The following is a 3,639-nucleotide window of genomic DNA, read 5'->3' as shown; positions in this document are numbered from 1 at the left end:
TTATAGGGAAGGGTTACATACTGCAACCCGTTGTGGTTAACAATATCTGCATCAAACTGGACCATAAAAATATGCTCTCCCGTATTTTCCAGGCTTTCCGCCTTGAGTTCTCCATAAGTATCAAACAATTGATATTCATTGGAGTCGATAACCTCTTTGGCTTTATCTCTGGCAAGTTGATAATACTGGTCGCCGCCCTGCATGGGATATCCCGCCATTGTCAAGTAGACGCTGGACAACAGGGTTTTTACAGCACCCATGGTAACTCTCCCGCTTTCATCATTAAAGGTCAATCCGGAATTGGATTCTACCCATGTTAAATCCTCGACAATCGCAGCATAAACATCAGCAACGGGTGTTCGTTCCGGTGCCAGGTTCTCTGAGTTCAAGCCAACAGGCTCCAGAATCAACGGTACATCCCCGAAGATTCTGACAAGATTATAGTAGTAATACGCGCGTAAAAACCTCGCCTCTCCCAATAACCTGTTTTCTGTGGCTTCATCCAACTGTTCAATATCGGGTATGTTGGCTAGTGCCTCGTTTGCATTGGCAATACCGCGGTAATGGCTGTTCCAATAGGTTTGTCCATAACCGTTATCGGCACTATTGTCCAGCGCTCGGATATCCAGGCTATTCGTTGCCTGTCCCAGTTCAGTGTTTGCCAGACCGGTTTGGAACTCTGTCATTAGCCAGGCTGCTCCCCCGAATCCTCCGCCTCTCACCGCTCTCAAATCCTCATATATGGCATTGACTGCAGCTTCAGCGTGAGCCGGCTCTGTATAATAGTTGTTTCCCGTAAAACTGGTAGGATCCGTATGTGAAAGAAAATCATCACAGCCAGAAGCTACAAATGCGATAAAACTACCAAGTATTAAAAAAGAAGTTAGCTTTCTCATAAGTGTGGGAATAAAATTTTATAGTTAATAAAGCGCAAATTTTTTAGATTCCAAGATTAATGCCCAGAACGAATGTTCTGGATTTAGGATATTCAAAGTATTGCGCCCTGCCTCTGGAAAATGGCGCGCCTGAAGTGGATATTTCAGGGTCATATCCTCGGAATTCTGTAATGGTAAATAGATTCTGCGCAGTGGCATAAATCCTTAAGTTCCTTATGCTCAAGGGACTCAAAATGTCTTGTGGAAGATTATATGACAACGTAAAATTCCTGCCCCTGATAAAGGAACCGTCTTGCATCCTGTGGGTATCGTTGTCAGTATCATAGCCCGCCTGTGTGGGACGCAATTGTGCAATCGGCGTATCCTGATTATCGGGAGTCCAGGCATTTAATACTGACCCTAAAGCGTTGGCAATTCCCACCCGGTCTTCGGTTGAGTGCACTGCTTCCCACATGATGTCATTTCCATACATGAATTGAATGTCAGCGTTAAACTCAAAATTCTTGTATGTAAAAGTGTTAATAAGGCTTCCATAACCGTCGGGCACACCGTTTCCGATCGGGACCCGATCGTCCTGGTTAATAGCGCCATCATTGTTAACGTCCTTATATTTAATATCTCCAGGGAGACGATTATACTGGGCCGCCTCTTCTGCTTCATCTGTATTCCAGGTACCCTGTGAGATGAAGCCCATGAATGTATTTACGGGCAGTCCTTCCCGAATAATACTTCCTGCTCCACCACCGTGCACGCCGCCCCCGGTTTCGATATCTGAACCGCCGTGAAGTTTCAGGACCTCATTTTCATTGATGGAAATATTGAAATCCGTACTCCATGAGAAATCGTTACCCTGGACGTTATAAGTTGTTAATGCCAGTTCAATACCCCTGTTTTCCATACTTCCGATATTCTCAAAAACATTGGCATAACCGCTTGTTCGGGGAAGCGGCCTTAACAGAAGCATTTCTTCTGATTTTCTGCGATACAAATCAGCTTCAATTGATACCCTGTCATTAAAAAGCCCCAATTCAAGTCCTATATCGAACTGTTTGTTTACCTCCCACTTCAGCTCTGGATTAGCCAACCGCTGAACACCTACACCGATGTTTCTATTTCCGTTAAATATTGCGGTATAGGTACCCAAGCCAGCCTCATACTGATAATTGGATATTTCTGAATTACCGGTATGACCGTAGCTTGTCCGAATCTTCAGATTGGAGATAACCGAGTTATTTTGCAGAAAGTCTTCCTCAGATACTCTCCATCCCAATGCAGCTGAAGGGAAAAATGCGTATCTGTTTTCGGGACCGAACTTTGAAGAACCGTCCACTCGACCCGTCACTGTTGCCAGGTACTTGCTATCATAGGTATAATTAACCCTACTGAAGAAGGATGACATCGAATATTCACTCCTGGAAGAGTTCGGTGGCCGCGGGTTATCTGCGATGCCTAAGTTATTATATTTAAAATAATCATCCAGGAAACCCCAGGCAGCTGCAGTAGAGCTGGAACTGTGTGAGGTTTGTATAGATTGACCCAACATGGCTTCAACCGAATGAATCTCATTAATATCATTGGAATAATTAAGAATATTCTCGAATTGCCAGTTTTCATTTTGTGATGGTGATATACTGGCAGTACCCTCCTGATCTCGTGACAAAAAGGGCAGCGTACGACCTGAGTACTGATCTTGCTCCTGGGTAATCACATTCGCAGCAAGCATTGTTCGCAGCTCCAAATTGTCATTAAATTTTATATTGGTGTGAACATCTGCAACGATATTTTGCGTATTCAGGATGTGAATACTCTCTTCGGATACTCTCCGCTGATTGGGACCTCCTTCCATACCGGGATAATCCTCATTACCCGCCCATGTTCCATCAGGATATTTAACAGGAACTATCGGTATGGACTCATACAACATCCTCATTGACCATGGATGGAGCTCTTTTTGTGACTGGTTGTTGTAACTGAGACGACCCCCAGCCGTCAACCATTCTGCTACCTCGGTTTCAATGTTAAATCGTCCCGTATAGCGTTCTAACCAAGAGTCTTTCATAACCCCTTCTTCATTGTCATAGGACAGGGAAAGTCCATAGGTTGTCTCTTGGTCACCACCGGAAACTGCCAGGTTATGCCTGTGTGTTATCGCCTGACGAAAGGCCTCATCCTGCCAGTCCGTGTCGTATAAAGGTTCACCATTCTCGAAAAGCCGCGGATCAGTCCTTTTATCCACAGGATTAGTATACTTTCCTCCCTCAAAACCTGCCGGATCAAATTTTTCTGCATTTGAGTAGGCAATTTCCTCTACCTCTAAAAACTCTTCTGCATTCAAAACATCAATCTTCTTAGCAACGCTACCGGTACTTACGGAAACATTGTAGTCTACTCTGGGCCCTTGACTACTCCCTGATTTGGTGGTTATCAACACTACCCCGTTTGCACCCCGCGCCCCGTAAATTGCCGTTGCGGAAGCATCTTTAAGAACCTCAATTGATTCAATATCGCTTGGTGGAATGGAACCTACAGCATGGGAACCGCCTTGCATCCGTTCAACGTTTAACATCACCCCGTCAACTATATACAATGGATCATTTGTGTTACTAACCGAACTACTTCCACGTATACGAATCTGTGGAGATCCACCGGGCTGACCAGAATTTAATGATACGTCTACACCGGATACTCGACCTGCCAGGGCCTGAGAAATGTTGGTTGAGGATCGCTCTTGAATCGCTGCGTC

2 protein-coding genes are annotated in these 3,639 nt (G+C 44.8%); both read right to left on the bottom strand.

Annotation, left to right across the window (positions count from 1 at the left end; translation table 11 throughout):
* Positions 1 to 896 (bottom strand): RagB/SusD family nutrient uptake outer membrane protein (locus ACESLU_RS12980; RefSeq protein ID WP_372639056.1); only part of this gene is annotated, 896 nt, incomplete at its 3' end.
* 43 nt (positions 897 to 939) lie between these two features.
* On the bottom strand, positions 940 to 3,639 hold a 2,700-nt coding region (locus ACESLU_RS12975), incomplete at its 5' end, for a SusC/RagA family TonB-linked outer membrane protein (protein ID WP_372639055.1).

The sequence above is a fragment of the Fodinibius sp. genome (assembly GCF_041642155.1).
Classification (GTDB): domain Bacteria; phylum Bacteroidota; class Rhodothermia; order Balneolales; family Balneolaceae; genus Fodinibius.
The sequence above is the reverse complement of the archived record's forward strand: the minus strand, read 5'-3'. Positions and strand labels throughout refer to the sequence as shown.